Genomic DNA, 14,647 nt, shown 5'->3' on the forward strand with positions numbered 1-14,647 from the left:
AGAACGGTCAGCGCCGGACCTTGCGCAACCACACCATGCCGACGATCGGCAGCACCAGCGGCACGAAGCCGTACCCCATCCCGAAGCGAGACCACACGGTGTCGCGCTGGAACAGTTCCGGGTGGGTCAGGCTAAGCACGCCGACCATGACCACGCCGACGAACTCGATCCCGATGGTGATCCACGACAGCCGGTACGCCACCGGCCCGCGGATCGCCAGCGCGATGGTGGCGACGACATAGACCACCGCGGAGAACGCCGACAGTCCGTACGCCAACGGCGCCTCCGAACCGTCACGCAGCAACTGCACCGATGACCGCGCGGTGGCGGCGAGCGCGAACACCCCGTACACCGCGATCAGGACCCGACCGAAGCCGTTCCGGCGGCTGGGGGGAGCGGTGTCGGGTCCGACGTCAGCTGCTTCGTGGGCCTCCACCGACCCAGCATAGATTGAGGTCGTGATCGAACTCGTCTACGTACCGATCTTGGCCGCACTGTTGCTCGCCGGGTTCTCCGGGTACCACACCTGGCGTCAGCTGCCGGTGAGCTGGCTGCTGCTCGGCGGGCTGGCGGTGCTGGAGCTGATGATGATCATCCAGCTGATGGCCTGTGCCATCGGTCTCGCCAACTCCGACCGCGCGATCGACGGGTTGATCTTCGTGGGGTACCTGATCGGTTGCGTCATCGTGTTGCCGATCGCGACGTTGTGGGGACTGTCGGACAAGAGTCGGTGGGGGACCGGCGTGATCACCATCGGGTTGCTCACCGTGACCATCCTCTGCCTGCGGGTGATGAGCATCTGGGTCGAGGGCGGCGCCGCCTGATCCTGACCTGACGAAGTGGCCTGCCCGTACGAAGGGGGACGGCTCGGCGGGTGCCGCTTCCGGCAGGTCGGGGTCAACAGGCCGTGCGGCGACCCTCGGCGTTCCTAGGTTGTGACGTCAGCGCCACTCAGCGCTGATCGACAACCATGAGGAGCAGATCATGTCCCTGATCGAGACCCGCACCGCCCAGCTGTCTCGCCGTTCGCTGTTGCGGGGTGCCGCCGTCATCGTCGGGGGTGCGGCCGCTGCGACGCTGCCGGGCGTCACCGCCCACGCCGCCAGCAAGAAGCTGGACTACACCTTCCACAGCCAGGAGACCGGCTGGTCGTGCTCGGCCGGTTCGTCGAAGATCGCGCTCAGCGCGCACGGCATCAACCCGCCGGAGTCCGAGCTGCGCGACGCCCTGCACCTCAACGGTGGTGGGCTGGCCAGCATCGACTACCTGGTGAACGTGATGAATCGCTACACCGGCACGAACTACCACCAGCTCCGGCAGTGGTCCAACGCCGACTACGCCGGCCGCCTCGACGCCGACGTACGGCACAACGTCGATCGCGGGTACGGCCTGTTGATCAACGTCTGGTACTACAACTCCGGCCACAACAACCCGGTCCGTACGAGCAGTGGCCACTACCTGACGATCATGGGCTACAGCGACGACTCGTACTGGATCGCCGACCCGGCCAGCTACCGCAACGGCCCCGGCTTCTGGGCCAGCAAGTCGACCTTGGTGGGGTGGCGCAAGCACAACCGGTACGTGGCCGGGGTGAACATCAACGGCTCGCCGACCCCGCCGCCGACGCAACCGCCCACCGACGGGTGGACCACCCTCAAGAATGGCAGCACCGGCTTCCGCGTGGGGTCACTGCAGCATCTGTTGCGCAGCAGGGGCAGCAGCATCGCCGCCGACGGTCACTTCGGCGCGCAGACGGAGCGTGCGGTGAAGTCCTTCCAGTCGCGCAATGCGTTGCTCGACGACGGGATCGTCGGCGCCAAGACCTGGCCCAAGGTGATCATCCGCGTCACGAAGGGCTCCACCGGGTCGGCCGCCAAGGCGGCCCAGGTCGCCCTCAACGGGCACGGCGCCAGGTTGGTCGTGGACGGCCAGTTCGGGGCCCGTAGCGTCGAGGCGGCCAAGACGTTCCAGCGGGCCAAGAAGATCGAGATCGACGGCCTGGTCGGACCGCAGACGTGGGAGGCCCTGATCTGAGGGCTCGCGGGCCGGGGGGATGGTCCGAGGGGAGCTGTTGACGGGACGGCAGGGGAGCCCTACCGTTGGCCCACGCCTCCTGCAACGTTGTAGGCGGGTACCGAGAGGGTCCCCCATGTCTGTCTCCCTGGTCCGAGTCGTGGCCGTCATCTGCGCTGTCATCCTTTCCACCACAGGAATCCCGATGGCGCGGTCGACCGCCGCGCGGCCCGTACCGCAACCGGTGCTCGATCCGGCCGCCGATCCCGGGCTGTTCCGCGAGGGTGGCCAGTACTACGCCTTCATGACCGGTGGTCGGGTGCGGATGGCGACGTCGGCGAGCCCGCAGGGCCCGTGGACCGCACTACCCGGACACGCGCTGACCGAATGGCCCGCATGGACCACGGGAAGACAGGCGGCCTGGGCGCCCGACATGGACAGGACGAGCGCCGGGTACGTGCTCTGGTTCGCCGCGCCGGCCGCAGGCTTCGGTGGACAACGGTGCATCGGGGCCGCCGTGTCCGCCGACCCGACCGGACCGTACGAGCCCCTACCCACCCCGTTGATCTGCCCGGTCAACGGCGGTGAGGACCCGGTCGCCGACCGACCCAACCAGACCTCCGGGGTGATCGACCCGGCACCCTTCGTCGACACCGACGGGCGGCGCTACCTGACGTACAAGACGCAGAAGGTGCCGGGCACCCTGCGGATGGTCGAGCTGACCGCCGACGGACTGCACGTCGCAGCAGGTGCGATCAGCCGCGAGCTGTTCCGGCACGTCGACAGCATCGAGAACCCCGTGATGGTCAAGCGCGGTTCGGAGTACGTGCTGTGCGCCTCGGCCAACTGGTACGACCAGTGTCGCTACGCGACCGTGTGGCGACGCTCATCGGATCTGTGGTCGTTCGCCGACAAGCCCGAGCACGTACTGCTGGACCAGCAACACCGGACTGTGCGGCCCGGGTGGTGCGGACGTGATCACCGGCGGGGACGGGCCCGACCGGATGTTCCTGCACGGCTGGGTGTGTCCACCGGACGGGGAGCCGTGCCCGTACGAGGGGTTGGTGACCGATCCCGACAAACGACGGGTGATGTACGCCGCCGTCCTGACGTGGGGTGACGACGGCGCCACGCCGCGAGTGCCCACCTTCTTGCCGGCCAGACGCTGATCACGACAGGAGTGATCGTCGGCGATCATGGAGTCGACCGGACCAGCGGACACCTGATCCACCAAGGGAGTACGACATGAAACGAGCAGCAGACAAATTCGTCGTCGTCGGCGCGGACTTCGCGGGATTCCCGCTCAAGGAAGCCGTCAAGGACCACCTCACGGAACGGGGCTGGACCGTGGAGGACGTCACGCCCGACCAGGCCGACTCGCCGATGTACCAACGTGCCGGGTTCCTCGTGGCCTCGAAGATCGCCGAGGGGGAGTATGAGAAGGCCCTCGCCTTCTGCGGCAGCGGGATGGGCATCCACATCGCCGCGTCCAAGGTGCCTCACGTGCACGCAGCGATCGCCGAGAGCGTGCCTGCGGCCCGCCGCGCCGCCACCGCCAACAACGCGAACCTGTTGGCGATGGGAGCCTTCTGGACCGGGCCGAAGCTCGGCCAGGCGATGGCCGAGGCCTTCCTCGAGTCCACCTTCGGTCAAGGCTATGAGGACTGGGACGGCTTCCACGCCTACCACAAGCTCGGCTACGACGAGTGCGAGACCTTCGACTACGAGACCTATCGGGCGAACGGCTTCCAGGTCAGCGAACCGAGCGTCCCCCATCTCGGCCCGGAACCGCGCGGCCTGGCGTACTGAGACCCGCGGTGAGACCCACGGCGAGCTTCGCCGGCTGATGACTCGAGGGTCGACAACCGGGAGCACGGCGCGGACCACGGACAGGAGTCGTACGACCGATGAGCTCGCCAGTCCCGGAGACCATCCTGGTGATCATGACCGATCAGCAGCGTGCCGACCTCAGCGCGCGTGAGGGGTTCACCGTCGACACGACACCACGGCTGGATGCCCTTGCGGCACAGGGTTGTTGGTTCGATCGCGCCTACACCACGGCCCCGGTGTGCGTCCCGGCGCGGATCAGCATGCTCACCGGACGCTTCCCCAGCGCCCACGGGATCCGGGAGAACCACGACTTCGCACGGCCCCGCTACGACCGGGACCTGTTCGACGTGGCGCGGGCAGCGGGCTACCGGACGGCGTTGATCGGCAAGAACCATTCCCACCTCACCGCAGCACGGGTGGACCGGTTCTCACCCTTCGGTCACCTCGGTCGGACGCCACCCGCAGCGAGCGACACCGCCGAGGGTGCGTTCGACGCCTGGCTGCACGAACTGGGTGCCATGACGTCTCGGGTCCCCACGCCGCACCCCGGTGGAGGTGCAGAACCCGGCGCGGATCGTCTTCGAGGCCATCGAGTGGTTGGACGCCGAACCGGAGGCGCCGGCGCTGGCGTGGTTGTCGATCCCCGAACCGCACGTGCCGTACCAGGTGCCGGAGCCCTACTTCTCCGACTTCGGGCCGGACGTCGTACCCCAACCCGACACCACGTCCGAGGCGCTGGACGGAGCCGGTCTGCCGTGGCAGTGGGTCCGGCGGCTGGGGAAGGCGCTGGACGAGGCGGACCCGGACACCCTGCAGCGGGCGCGCGCAAGCTACGTCGGCATGCTGCGGCTGATCGACGACCAGATCGGTCGGTTGCTCGACCACCTGGCCGAGACCGGACGACTCGAGTCGACCTTGATCGTCTTCGTCTCCGACCACGGTGACTACGCGGGGGAGTACGGTCTGTTGCGCAAGGGGGCCGGTGTGCCCGAGGTGTTGACCCGGGTGCCGATGTTCTTCAGCGGCGCCGGTGTCGGCTCCGACATCTGCGCCGACGGTCCGTCACCGGCCCACGTGTCGATGGTGGACGTGTTCCCGACGATCTGCGAGCTGGCCGGCTGGCCGGTGCCGAACGGTGTCCAGGGCCGCAGCCTGGTTCCGCTGCTGCAGGGTGAGGTCCCGGCCGGCGAGTTCGACAGCAGCTACGCCGAACAGGGCGTCGGCGGGTTGCCACACCCCGGCGGACCGGGGATCGAGGACCTGCTGAGTCCCGGCCGTGCTGGCGCTCCGGGCGCCGACGTGCCGGTCGCCACCCTGTGCGACGTGACCCAGGACGGAGCCCTGCGGATGGTGCGTTCGGGGCGCTGGAAGCTGATCATGCAGGTGACCGGCGAGACACAGCTGTACGACCTCGAGGAGGACCGGTACGAGTTGCACGATCGACACGCCGATCCGGCCTGTGCCGAGGTGTACGTGAGCATGCTGGAGCACCTGGCGAAGTGGCTGATCCGGGTCGCCGATCCGTTGCCGATCCCCGACGGTGGACACCCCAGGGTCAGTCATCCCCGGAACTACCACTGGGGCGGCGGGTCCGACTGAGGCATGTCGCCTCCGGTGGCACTGCAGCGCGCGCGGCGGGTAGGCGCTAGCCTCGGTCCGAGACGACAGGATCGGAGGGCGAGGCCATGAAGGCGCGGCTGGTGGACGTGGCCAAGGAAGCGGGGGTCTCTCCGAAGACCGTGTCCAACTACGTGAACGGCTATCCGTTCATGTCGAAGGCGACCACGGAGAAGGTCCGGGTCGCCATCGAGAAGCTCGACTACGTGCCGAACCGGATGGCGCGCAATCTGCGGACCGGGCGGACCGGGATCATCGCGCTCGCCGTGCCCGAACTGAACGTGCCGTACTTCGCGGAGTTGGCGGGCCACGTCACGACCGCCGCCGAGAAGCTCGGGGTCACTGTGCTGATCGACCAGACCGACGGCGATCCCGGTCGGGAACGACGGGTGGCTGCCGGTCTGGGACCACAGGCCATCGACGGATTGATCATGTCGCCGCAGGGTCTGGACGGCAACGAACTGGCCGGGCTGGCAGCGATCCCGATGGTGCTGCTGGGGGAGCGACTGCATCCGGCGGGGGTGCCGTACGTGGGGGTCGACAACGTCGCGGCGGCAACAGCGGCGACCAATCATCTGATCGACTCCGGCTACCGACGGATCGCTGCGATCGGGCGGGTGTCACAGCAACAGAACGGCACTGGATCCCTACGACTGCAGGGATACCAGGAGGCACTGGCTGCCGCCGGGTTGAAGCCCGCACGAGGTTACACACGGACGGTGGCGGCGTACGAGCGGGCCGAAGGAGCGCGCGAGATGGACGCGCTGCTGGACCTGAAGAACCCACCGGATGCGGTGTTCTGCTTCAACGACCTGTTGGCGGTGGGAGCGCTGTCGACGCTGCACCGCCGTGGTGTCACGGTGCCGGACGAGGTGGCGGTGATGGGCTGGGACGACATCTCCGAAGTGCGCTACACGTGGCCCCCGATCACCAGTGTCTCGGTCGACAAGGCTCAGCTCGCTGAAGTGGCGGTCGATCACCTCCTCGCCCTGTTGGCCGGCGCCGAGATCGAGGACCCGCAACAGTTCGTGGACTTCGCCGTCGAGGTGCGTGCCAGTACCGGGTGACCTCTCGACAGGCTCGAGGAGCGTTGGCCTCAGGCCGGTCGGCTGCAGCGCTCCAGCAGTTCCAGCACGTGAACGTACGACCGACCGGTCGCCCGCGACATCCCGATCTCACAGGTCCGGTTGCAGGAGGCGTGCTCGGCCGCTCCCAACCCGGCCACCTCGGCGGCCTCGGCCCGGGTGGCCGACTCGGTGAGCTCGGGGTGCAGCATCCCCCGGTCGCCGGCGAACCCACAACAACCCCAGGCGGTCGGGGTGGCGACGGCGTGGGCGACCACCTCGGCGACGGCGGTCAGGTCGTCGTTGGTGCCCAGTCGGGTGGAGGAACAGGTCGGGTGCAGCACCAGGGAGTCGATCCGTGCGGTGAGCGGCAGCCGGTCGATCACGTGCTCGCGGACGAACGTCATCGCATCGACCACCGCGGGACGCCGATCGGGGGGCAGCTTGTCGATCATCTGGTGCAGCCCCTCGGTGCAGGAGGTGGCGTCGACCACCACCGGCAACCGACCATGATCAGTTGCCTCCCACAGGGCCTGGTCGACCCGCTCCGACATCGCGGCCAGGCCCTCGGTCATCCCCTTCGACTTCCACGGGGTGCCACAGCACAGCGAGGCGATCCGGTCCGGGATCCGCACCCGCACCCCGGCCCGGTCGCACACCGCCAGGAACGCCCGGGCGGCACCCGGGCTGTCCGGGTCGTCCGGCCCGAACATCGTCGAGGTGCACGACGGGACGAAGACCGCGATCGCGTCCGGGTCGGTCCGGCGACGCCGTACCTCACCACCGGCCGGCAGGTCACCGGTCCAGCGGGGGACCGTGTCGTGGCCGAGCACCATCCGGCCCAGGTCGGTCATCGCGGTGACCACCGGGTCCGGCACGGTGGCGGCCACGTCGAGCGCCAGGGAGGCCGCCTTGGTGGTGGCGCCCCACGACTTCGCGGTGGTGGCCCACAGGGCACGCTCGGGTGCGGGGTTGGTCTCGGCGCGGAGCCGGCGCACCAGGTCGCCGGTGTCGATGGCGACCGGGCAGGCGGTCTTGCACATCCCGTCCACCGCACAGGTCTCGAGGCCGTCGTAGGTGTACTCGGCGGTCAGCTCGGCCGCGAGCTGATGATCACCGGCGGCCTCGGCCCGGGCCTTCTCGCGTCGCAGCACGATCCGCTGCCGGGGTGTCAGGGTGAGGTCCTTGCTGGGGCAGACCGGCTCGCAGTAGCCGCACTCCACGCACCGGTCGACCTCCTCCTCGACGGTCGGCGTCGACTTCAGGTGGGTGACGTGGGCCCGCGGGTCGTCACTGATCAACACCCCCGGGTTGAACAACGACTCCGGGTCGCACAGCCGCTTGACCTCGCGCATCACCTCGTACAGCTCGGTGCCGTACTGCCGGGCCACGTACGGGGCCATGATCCGCCCGGTGCCGTGCTCGGCCTTCAACGTGCCGCCCCGACCCAGCACCAGCTCGACCATGTCCTCGGTGAACGCGTCGTAGCGCTCCAGCCGGCCCGGGTCGTCGAACCGTTCGTTGATCAGGAAGTGGACGTTGCCGTCCTTGGCGTGACCGAAGATCACACTCCCGGGGTACTCGTACCGGTCGAACAGCACCTCGAGTCGTTGGCAGGTGTCGGCCAGGTCGGCGACCGGGACCGCAATGTCCTCCAGCAGGGCGGTCGTGCCGGACGGCCGGGCACCGGCCACCGCGGCGTACAACCCCTTCCGGACGTGCCAGAAACCCTTGCGGGACTGGGGATCCGACGTCATCGTGCCCGGTCGGCTCAACGACAGCCGGCCGATCACCCGGTCGGTGCCGGCGACCATCTCGGCGAGTTCGTCCGCATCGGCGCGTTGGTGCTCGACCAGCAGCGCGGCGTGTCGTTCGACGGCCAGGTCGGTGATCATCGCCGGGGCGAGCGGATCGGTGCCGGCCACCCGCAACGACGCCGCGTCGAGCAGCTCGATGGCGGCCAACCCGCTGTCGACCAGGGCCGGCAGGGCGTCGTTCGCGGCGTGCAGGTCGTCGAACACCAGCAGCCCGGTCGCGACGTGGCGGTGGTCGGGCACCGTGGCGAAGGTGGCCTCGGCGACGAACGCCAAGGTGCCCTCGCTGCCCACCACCAGATGGGCGAGCACGTCGACCGGCCGATCATGGTCGAGGAAGCTGTTGAGCCCGTACCCCATCGTGTTCTTGATCGCGAACTGGGCGGTGATCGTCGCCACCGAGTCGGGGTTGCCCCGCACCCGGTCACGCAGTCGCGACAGGCCCTGCCACAGTTCGGGTTCGAGTGCCCGCAGCCGGTCGTCGGCGTCGGCGTCACCGGTGTTGATCACCGTGCCGCTCGGCAGCACCAGGACCGCCGACTCCAGGGTCTGGTAGGTGTTGGCGGTGGTGCCGCACAACATGCCCGAGGAGTTGTTGGCCACCACGCCGCCGATCGTGCAGGCCGCCTCGCTGGCCGGATCGGGCCCGAACTTCCTTCCCCAGCGCAGCAGCCGGTTGTTCAACTGGCGTACGGTCACGCCCGGGCCGACCCGCACCCGGGCCCCGGCGTCGAGCACCGTGATGTCACGGAAGTGCTTGCGGGTGTCGATCAACAGGCCGTCGGTGACCGCCTGGCCCGACAGGCTGGTGCCGCCGGAGCGGAAGGTGATCGGGACGTCGTGGTGCCGTGCGGTCCGCAGCGTGGCGCCGAGTTCCTCGATCGAGCGGGGGACCACCACGGCCCGCGGGGTGAGCAGGTAGTGCGAGGCGTCGTGCGCCAGGGCGAGGCGGTCGGTCGCGCGACTGCGCACCCCGTCGGGGACGGCAACCTGCAGCTCGGCGAGCAACGGATCGGTGGTCAGCGCGGTGCCTTTGCCCTTGCGGGACACGGCCGACCCGGCCCCGGTCGTGGTTGCAGGCATTGGCATCCTCCTTCCGATCAAGGTTGTTCCACCCTAGTCGGGGGGTCGATGAAGATGCGCGCCATCTCGTAGTCGACGGTGGCCAGGGCCTCCTCGACGGAGTCGACGTCGTGGGCGAGTGCGCTGGCCTGGGTGGCGATCAGGGCCCACAGCACGCGCGCCTCCAGTGCCGGGTCGACGCCCTCGCGGACGAGCCCGTCGCTGATGCCGGTGCGCACCAGGTCCTCGAACATGGCGAGCAGCTGCGGCAGTCCGTGCCGTTGGTGGGCGCCGGCCTCGGTGAGCCCGCGGGCGAAGTAGGCACCGTCGGCCAACGCCTCGGCCCGCCGGTCCTCGTCCAGGGGCAACCCGGTCAGCACGGCGGCGTACAGGATGTCGCGCTGGTCGGGGGCCCGACCGAGGCCCTCCAGCCGAGCGCGGACCCGCTGCTCACGTCGTGCGGCGAGGTGCCCGTGGGCGAAGTCGAGCATCTCGTCGCGGGAGCTGAAGTAGTACTGGACGGCGCCCATCGACCCGCCGAGTTGGCCCGCGACCCGCCGCAGGGTGACCGCCGGGAGCCCCTCGGTCGCAGCCAACTCGATCACCGCGTCGGCAATCGCGCGACGTCGCGCGTCATGGTCGACAAACTTGGGCATGTCCCCGGTCCTCCCCGGCCAAATCTTTTCCAGTCAACTGCATTGACAACCGGCTGCAGTGTTCCTACGGTACAGAAGCACGGTGGGAACGGGTGCTCGACCGGGCGCCGGACCCACCCGACCGAACGGAGCCCCATGTCGACAGTCGGCCTACGTCCCCCGGCCAACCGTGCCGATCCCCGGGCGGTCGGGTGGTGGGGCGTGCAACAGGCGTCGTGGGTGGTGCCGACCGTGCTGGTGCTCGGCGTCCTCGGCCTGCTGATCCCACCTGCCCGGCTGTGGCTGTGGCTCCCCGGCGGAATCGTCCTCGTGGTCGGCCTGGTCCTCATCCTGCTGCTGCCGCGGTACTGGTACCGCAACCAGCTGTGGGAGGCCGGCGACACCGCGGTGCACGCCCGCCGCGGCTGGCTGTGGGTCGAGTCGCGGATCGCCCCGTTCTCCCGGGTGCAGACCGTCGACCGGGTCCGCGGCCCGCTGGAGCAGCGGTTCGGGTTGGCGACCGTCGTGGTGACCACCGCGTCCTCCCGTGGTCCGGTGAAGATCGCCGGACTGGCCGTCGAGACCGCCGACGAGCTCGTCGCCCGGCTGACCGAACTGACCGAGGCGACGGCCGAGGACGCGGTATGAGCGACGCGACCCGCCGCCTCAGCCGGCTGGCGACCTGGGAGATCACGGCGTCGACCGCCTTCTGGGTGTTGCTGTTCGGCATTCCCACAGCCCTGCTGCTGGGGCTGCTGGTGACACCCTGGTTCTTCCTGTGGACCGGCCTGGCGGCAGCGGTGACGATCGGGTGCGCCGCGGTGTACGGCCACCTGCTCTGGCGCAACACCACCTACGAGGTCACCGCCGACCGGTTCCGACTCGAGACCGGCGTGTTCGTACGACGGCGCCGGACCTTCGCGCGGGAACGGATCCGGGCGGTCGACCTGACCGCCAACCCGGTGCAACGAATCCTCGGCCTCGCGGCGGTGCAGATCGGCACCGCCGAGCAGTCCGGTGACGACGGGTCGGCGGTGCTGTCGCCGTTGTCGCGGGCCGAGGCCGACCGGCTGCACACCGAGCTCGTGCCCCGCGACGGCGATGCCGACGAGGTGACCCTGGCGCAGTTCACGCCGAGCTGGATGCGCTACGCCCCGCTGACCTGGACACCGCTGGTGATCACGCTCGGCAGCTACGCCATCGCCGGCCAGTTCGCCGAAGGGTTCGGCCGCGTCGGATGGGAGTGGGCGACCGGTGTCGCCGACACGACCGGCTGGTGGCTGGTGATCCTGGTGATCATCGGGATCCCTGTCCTGATTGGGATCCTGGGGTCCTTCCTGGTGCACGCCGAGCTGTGGTGGAACCATCGGCTGGAACGCGACCGGGGTGTGCTGCGGGTGACCCGCGGCCTGCTCACCCGTCGTACGGTGTCGATCCCACAGGACCGGTTGCGCGGGGTCCGGGTGACCGAGCCGCTCGGCGTCCGGCTGGCCGGGGCCGCCCGCGTGGACGCCCTCGCGATCGGCCTGCAGAACCAGAACCCCGAGGGCGGTGACGACGGAAAGAAGCGGGCCGACACCTCGGTGCTGTTGCCGTTCGCCCCGCGACCCGTGGTCGACCGGGTGGCCGCCGACGTGGTGCACGCCGACACCCCACCCACCGATCCCGCCCGCCTCACCGGCCATCCGATCGGCGCCTTCCACCGGCGGTTGGTGCCGGTGGCGTGGATCCTGGCCGGCTGGCTGGTGGTCACCGGGGTGTTGGCCTTCCTGCTGCTACCCCGCTGGTGGGTCGCCGTCCCGGTCGGCGCGGTCGTGCTCGCCGCCGTGGGCCTGGTGTCGGCCCGTGACCGGTGGCGCAGCCTGGGCCACCGGCTCGATGATCAACACCTGGTCACCCGGTCGGGTTCGTTGTCGCGGTCGACCGACGCCCTGCAGCGTGACGCGATCATCGGCTGGAACGTCCGGCAGTCGAGCTTCCAACGCCGGCGAAGATTGCTGACCCTGGTGGCGACCACCGGGGCGGGACGCGGCGGCTGCGCCGTGGTCGACATCGGGTCCGACTCCGGTGTGGCGCTGGCCGACGCCGCCACCCCGGGCCTGCTCACCCCGTTCCTCGAGGTGACGCGGGGCGACGAGGCGAGACGGGATGATCAGGTGAGCACGTCGGTGGCGCCGGGGTAGGGCTCGTCACCGACGCGACGCTGGGCGGCGGTGAGCCGGGCGACCATCTCGTCACGCAGCTGCCGGTGCGCGGGATCGTCCACCAGGTTGACGAGTTCGTCCGGATCGGTGGCGAGGTCGTACAACTCCCACTGCGTCGGATGCACCCGCGGCTCGGGGTACAACTTGTCCGATCCCGGGGTGCCGAGGGAGTCGGAGTAGTAGCAGATGATCTTGTGGCGCTCGGTCCGCAGTGCGTAGTGGGCGCGCACCGCGTGCTGCTCGTCATCGTGCATCCAGTATCGGTAGTACACCTCGTCGAGCCAGTCGATCACCGGCTCACCGGCGAGCAACGGGACGAACGACCTGCCCTGCATCCGTTCTGGTGCGGCAACGCGAGCGATCTCGCAGAACGTCTGGGCGAAGTCGACGTTGGTGACGATGCGGTCGACCACGCTGCCGGGCTCGGTCACCCCGGGCCAGCGCACCAGCAGCGGCATCCGCAGTGAGTGCTCGTAGCTGAACCGCTTGTCGAACCAGCCGTGGTCACCCAGGAAGAAACCCTGGTCGGCGGAGTAGGCGACCACGGTGTCGTCGGCCAGCCCGGCCTCGTCGAGGTGGTCGAGCACCCGGCCGATGTTGTCGTCCATGCTGGCAATCGTGCGCAGGTAGTCCTTGATGTAGCGCTGGTAACGCCAACTCTTCTCCTGCGCGGCGTCGAGCCCGTCGGGGACCGGCGCCTTCAGGTCACGCGGCAGCAGGTCCGACATCTGCATCCGCGCCGCGCGGACCGCGTCGCTGCGGGTGGCGTAGTCGTCGTCGAAGGTGTCGGGCTCGGGGATGTCGACGTCGTCGTACATGGTGGCGTGGGCCTCGTCGGGCTGCCAGTTGCGGTGTGGCGCCTTGTGGTGGATCAGCAGGCAGAACGGCCGGTCCGGGTCGCGATCGGTCAACCAGTCAAGGGAGAAGTCGGTGATCAGGTCGGTGACGTAGCCCTGGTACTGGTGGCGTCCGTCGGCGGCGATGAACTCCGGGTCGTGGTAGTCACCCTGACCGGGCAGCACCTGCCAGGCGTCGAACCTGGCCGGGTGGTTCTCCGGCTCATGACCCAGGTGCCACTTCCCGAACACCGCGGTCTGGTAGCCGGCGTCATGCAACTGCGAGACGAATGTCGGTTGGGTGTTGTCGAGGGAGGAGGCCAACGTCGTGACGCCGTTGACGTGGGAGTACGTCCCGGTCAGCAGGCTGGCCCGGCTCGGCGTACAGATCGAGTTGGTGCAGAAGCAGTTGTCGAACCGTGCGCCGTCGGCGGCGATCCGGTCCAGGTTCGGCGTCGTGTTGATCCGGCTGCCGTACGCGCTGATCGCGTGAGCCGCGTGGTCGTCGGACAGGATGAAGATCAGATTGGGGCGGCGTGACGTCACCGGCTGGACCTCTCGACGGTACGGAGTTGTGCGGCGAGCACGGGGGCAAGCCGTTCGGCGATCAGCGCGTTGCCGTCCTCGCCGGGGTGGACGTCGTCGACCAGCAACCCCAGGTCGTCGGGGCCCAACACGGTCCGGCCGTCGACCAGGTGAAGTTGATCATCGCCGGTCGCCCGGCGGATCCGGTCGGTCGCGTCGTGGACGTCGTCGCGCAGCTGGGTCAGCGTCACGCCGAGCTTGTTCTCGCCGGACTCGCGAGCCTCCTTCGCCGCGATCGGACTGATCACGACCAGTGGGGTGTCGGGGTGGCCGTCGCGGATCGTCTCCAGGAATCCCAGCACCGCAGGCAGGAAGCTGCGCCGATTGTGGCTGAGGTTGCCGTGCACGTTGATGCCGAGGCAGACGCTGATCAGGTCCGCGGGCAGGTCGCGGATGAGCCGGGCCACCGGGATGTCGATCAGGCACTGACCGCCGAACCCGAGGTTGAGCAGTTCGACGTCGAGGCTGCGGGCGACTCGCGCCGGCCAGGTCGTCCACGGCCCGTCGGCCTGGTGGCACATCGTGATCGACGAGCCGTGGGTGATCCAGCGGACCGGTTTGGCGGCGATCGGCGCGACCGGTTCGTCGAGGGCGAGTCGACGGACCGCCGATGCCCCGTACATCGGCAACCACACCTCGACCGTCGCCGGCCTGCCGGGCAGCGCGACCGACATCGGCGACCGGACGTCGAGCCGGTGGGCGTGGACCCCGTCGATCACCACGTCGACCGGATCGGGCACCTCCTCGGTCAGCTCGAGCGCCAACTCCAGCCGGCCGGCCCCGGTGGTGAACGCGAGTCGTACGCCGGACGGTGTGCCGGCGTGGGTGATGCCGATGTCGTACCGCGGATCGGAGACCGGCAGCCGCCACGGTCGGACCCCGTCGGCGCCGAGGTCCTCCAGCTCCACCACGCCGTGCCACAGCTCGGCGCGGGTCAGGTCGACCGGCACCAGGGATCCGGAGTGATCAACTGGAGCAGCGGTCATG

At 69.4% G+C, this 14,647-nt stretch carries 13 protein-coding genes and 1 pseudogene; 9 read left to right on the forward strand and 5 right to left on the reverse strand.

Annotated elements, in window-relative coordinates:
- Positions 1-7: 7 nt before the first annotated feature.
- On the reverse strand, positions 8-436 hold the full coding sequence (locus tag ACQBAU_RS02625) for a hypothetical protein (RefSeq protein ID WP_465255301.1): 429 nt from the start codon (positions 434-436) through the stop codon (positions 8-10).
- Between the two features lie 22 nt (positions 437-458).
- Here ACQBAU_RS02625 and ACQBAU_RS02630 point away from each other — a divergent pair, with 22 nt between their 5' ends.
- From ACQBAU_RS02630 to ACQBAU_RS02660, 7 genes and pseudogenes are all read left to right on the forward strand, one after another.
- Positions 459-824 (forward strand): hypothetical protein, encoded by a 366-nt coding sequence (locus ACQBAU_RS02630; protein WP_465255300.1) that lies wholly within the window; start codon positions 459-461, stop codon positions 822-824.
- Between the two features lie 160 nt (positions 825-984).
- Positions 985-2,034, forward strand: coding sequence for a peptidoglycan-binding protein (locus ACQBAU_RS02635; protein ID WP_465255299.1), 1,050 nt, complete (start codon positions 985-987; stop codon positions 2,032-2,034).
- A 184-nt stretch (positions 2,035-2,218) separates the two neighbouring features.
- Complete coding sequence (locus tag ACQBAU_RS02640) at positions 2,219-3,133, forward strand: family 43 glycosylhydrolase (RefSeq protein ID WP_465255298.1); 915 nt, start codon at positions 2,219-2,221, stop codon at positions 3,131-3,133.
- A gap of 125 nt (positions 3,134-3,258) precedes the next feature.
- Positions 3,259-3,822, forward strand: coding sequence for an RpiB/LacA/LacB family sugar-phosphate isomerase (locus ACQBAU_RS02645; RefSeq protein ID WP_465255297.1), 564 nt, complete (start codon positions 3,259-3,261; stop codon positions 3,820-3,822).
- 134 nt (positions 3,823-3,956) lie between these two features.
- Positions 3,957-4,187, forward strand: a pseudogene (locus tag ACQBAU_RS02650) (sulfatase-like hydrolase/transferase); the annotation flags it as partial.
- A gap of 211 nt (positions 4,188-4,398) precedes the next feature.
- Entirely contained in the window at positions 4,399-5,442 is a 1,044-nt protein-coding gene (locus tag ACQBAU_RS02655) for a sulfatase family protein (protein ID WP_465259443.1), read from the forward strand.
- A gap of 86 nt (positions 5,443-5,528) precedes the next feature.
- Positions 5,529-6,527, forward strand: a complete 999-nt coding sequence (locus tag ACQBAU_RS02660) for a LacI family DNA-binding transcriptional regulator (protein ID WP_465255295.1) — start codon at positions 5,529-5,531, stop codon at positions 6,525-6,527.
- A 29-nt stretch (positions 6,528-6,556) separates the two neighbouring features.
- Here ACQBAU_RS02660 and ACQBAU_RS02665 read toward each other — a convergent pair whose 3' ends face one another.
- The gene (locus ACQBAU_RS02665) at positions 6,557-9,421 is read right to left on the reverse strand and encodes an FAD-binding and (Fe-S)-binding domain-containing protein (protein ID WP_465255294.1); all 2,865 of its coding nucleotides are present in this window, start codon (positions 9,419-9,421) and stop codon (positions 6,557-6,559) included.
- Positions 9,422-9,438: 17 nt separating this feature from the next.
- On the reverse strand, positions 9,439-10,056 hold the full coding sequence (locus tag ACQBAU_RS02670) for a TetR/AcrR family transcriptional regulator (protein WP_465255293.1): 618 nt from the start codon (positions 10,054-10,056) through the stop codon (positions 9,439-9,441).
- 135 nt (positions 10,057-10,191) lie between these two features.
- On the opposite strand from ACQBAU_RS02670, the gene ACQBAU_RS02675 reads away from it, so the two are divergent.
- On the forward strand, positions 10,192-10,683 hold the full coding sequence (locus ACQBAU_RS02675; protein ID WP_465255292.1) for a PH domain-containing protein: 492 nt from the start codon (positions 10,192-10,194) through the stop codon (positions 10,681-10,683).
- On the forward strand, positions 10,680-12,218 hold the full coding sequence (locus ACQBAU_RS02680; RefSeq protein WP_465255291.1) for a PH domain-containing protein: 1,539 nt from the start codon (positions 10,680-10,682) through the stop codon (positions 12,216-12,218). The genes ACQBAU_RS02675 and ACQBAU_RS02680 overlap by 4 nt, the downstream gene beginning before the upstream one ends.
- On the opposite strand, the gene ACQBAU_RS02685 is transcribed toward ACQBAU_RS02680, so the two are convergent.
- Together ACQBAU_RS02685 and ACQBAU_RS02690 are read right to left on the reverse strand one after the other, a co-directional pair.
- Entirely contained in the window at positions 12,188-13,621 is a 1,434-nt protein-coding gene (locus tag ACQBAU_RS02685; protein WP_465255290.1) for a sulfatase family protein, read from the reverse strand. The genes ACQBAU_RS02680 and ACQBAU_RS02685 overlap by 31 nt on opposite strands.
- Entirely contained in the window at positions 13,618-14,646 is a 1,029-nt protein-coding gene (locus tag ACQBAU_RS02690; RefSeq protein ID WP_465255289.1) for a GDSL-type esterase/lipase family protein, read from the reverse strand. Before ACQBAU_RS02690 ends, ACQBAU_RS02685 begins: the two co-directional genes overlap by 4 nt.
- Between the last annotated feature and the right edge of the window lies 1 nt (position 14,647).

This window comes from Carbonicoccus niuqiaonis, from assembly GCF_050157065.1.
In the GTDB taxonomy this organism is placed as follows: Bacteria; Actinomycetota; Actinomycetes; order Propionibacteriales; family Propionibacteriaceae; genus Avipropionibacterium.

Coding starts and splice junctions, on each gene's coding strand:
- ACQBAU_RS02645 (WP_465255297.1), top strand. CDS start 3,259: ATGAAACGAGCAGCAGACAAATTCGTCGTCGTCGGCGCGGACTTCGCG.
- ACQBAU_RS02635 (WP_465255299.1), top strand. CDS start 985: ATGTCCCTGATCGAGACCCGCACCGCCCAGCTGTCTCGCCGTTCGCTG.
- ACQBAU_RS02640 (WP_465255298.1), top strand. CDS start 2,219: ATGGCGCGGTCGACCGCCGCGCGGCCCGTACCGCAACCGGTGCTCGAT.
- ACQBAU_RS02670 (WP_465255293.1), bottom strand. CDS start 10,056: ATGCCCAAGTTTGTCGACCATGACGCGCGACGTCGCGCGATTGCCGAC.
- ACQBAU_RS02675 (WP_465255292.1), top strand. CDS start 10,192: ATGTCGACAGTCGGCCTACGTCCCCCGGCCAACCGTGCCGATCCCCGG.
- ACQBAU_RS02690 (WP_465255289.1), bottom strand. CDS start 14,646: ATGACCGCTGCTCCAGTTGATCACTCCGGATCCCTGGTGCCGGTCGAC.
- ACQBAU_RS02660 (WP_465255295.1), top strand. CDS start 5,529: ATGAAGGCGCGGCTGGTGGACGTGGCCAAGGAAGCGGGGGTCTCTCCG.
- ACQBAU_RS02680 (WP_465255291.1), top strand. CDS start 10,680: ATGAGCGACGCGACCCGCCGCCTCAGCCGGCTGGCGACCTGGGAGATC.
- ACQBAU_RS02665 (WP_465255294.1), bottom strand. CDS start 9,421: ATGCCTGCAACCACGACCGGGGCCGGGTCGGCCGTGTCCCGCAAGGGC.